The sequence below is a fragment of the Streptomyces sp. NPDC054841 genome (assembly GCF_053611045.1).
Genome location: NZ_JBSGZO010000906.1, coordinates 1 through 1362, shown reverse-complemented (window position 1 = coordinate 1362; position 1362 = coordinate 1). Strand labels below are relative to the sequence as shown.

Genomic DNA, 1362 nt, shown 5'->3' with positions numbered 1-1362 from the left:
ATCTGCAAGCCGTTCGTCAGGCGCATCGCGGGCCGGCCGCGAGGCGTCACTTCGAGCGCGGCGACCAGGAAGGCCGCCGAGCGGGCGACGGCCTCCCAAACCGCCCGGCGGAACCCCTTCCTCAGCGCCAACACGCTCCCCGGGAAGGAGAGTTCCGTCATAGGCTCCGGGGTTTGCACGGCGGTGCCGTCGTAGAAGGCGCTCAGGAGGCCTTCCCCGTCCGTCACATAGTGCACGCCCTGGTATCCGACAGGGATCTGCGAGGCCCACTGGGTGGGCATGCCGTGAAGCAGCGCGGCAAAGCCGCCCCGTCCCGGCTGGAACTGCCACTGCAGGCCGGGGCCCCGCACGATGTAGTAGCTCACCGTCTGGACAGTCAGCGCCAGCAGGTGCAGCTGGTTGGCCAGCTCCTCGGACAGGCCGGCCTGCTCAGCACCGACGAGCAGGATCTGCAGGTGGTAGGGGTCGTCCGGGTTCTGTTGGCGGTTCTGCAAAACCCAATGACCGAACTGGTCGCCGCTGAGCATGCGCAGCTGCTCCGGTCCCCCGCTGTAGGTCGCCTGGTGCGCCACCGCAAAGCCCTGCCCGGGGATGTACTCCACCACAACCCGCAGCACACCCTCCAGGGGGGCGGCCTGCGACAGCTGCTGCAGCAGCTCGGATGGCAGTAGCTCGGAGCGCGCGGTCACCAAAGTATGCAGCTCAGGAGCGGAGTCCGAGAACTCCTGGTGGAAGAACCGGTGCGTGATCTCCGGAGTCGTGGCGGTCAGCGCCCCGCCTATGGACGCGACAGGGTTGTCAAGGGCGCCGCCGCTCCAGCGGAGCAGGTCCCACTCGACAGCCGTGCTGCCGTCCACGTCCAGTGCGACCAGGTGCGAACTGCCGTCCTGGCGGCTCTGCACGCCCCACCGGCCCGTGGGGCTGACGAACAGGTCCGAAGCGAGGGCCTCGCCGAAGATCCGCAACGGTTGTACGGCGAGCTGCGTCTGCTCCGGGGAGAGATGCCCATACGCCCCGTGTTCCCCAACCAGTTGTACGGCCATGCCGGGCTGCCAGCCCTGCTGGGCCATCTCGGCCCGCAGCCGTGTCAGGGCCTCCGGGAGCGGGCCGTCCACCAGGGGGAGCAGGTGGATCGGCTCGCCCGAGTAACCACGCAGCACGGGTTCGCCGGTGCCGGGCAGGCCGGTGCGGGACGGGACGAAGTCCAGCATCAAGGGAAAGACGCCCGGGGTGCGCACCGTCCCGGCCAGCACGGCGGCCAGCAGGGGCGCGTACGTCGAGGCGAGGCCGCCCTGCAGCGGCAGCAGGACCGGCGCGGTGCGGTCGGCGAGAAGCCCCTCGCCCACCGGGCCGAAGCGGGCC

1 protein-coding gene is annotated in these 1362 nt (G+C 70.3%); it reads right to left on the bottom strand.

Annotated features, from left to right (window positions below; translation table 11 throughout):
* Window positions 1–1362: hypothetical protein (locus ACWGI8_RS44330; RefSeq protein ID WP_453669298.1), on the bottom strand; the 1362-nt coding region annotated here is incomplete at both ends.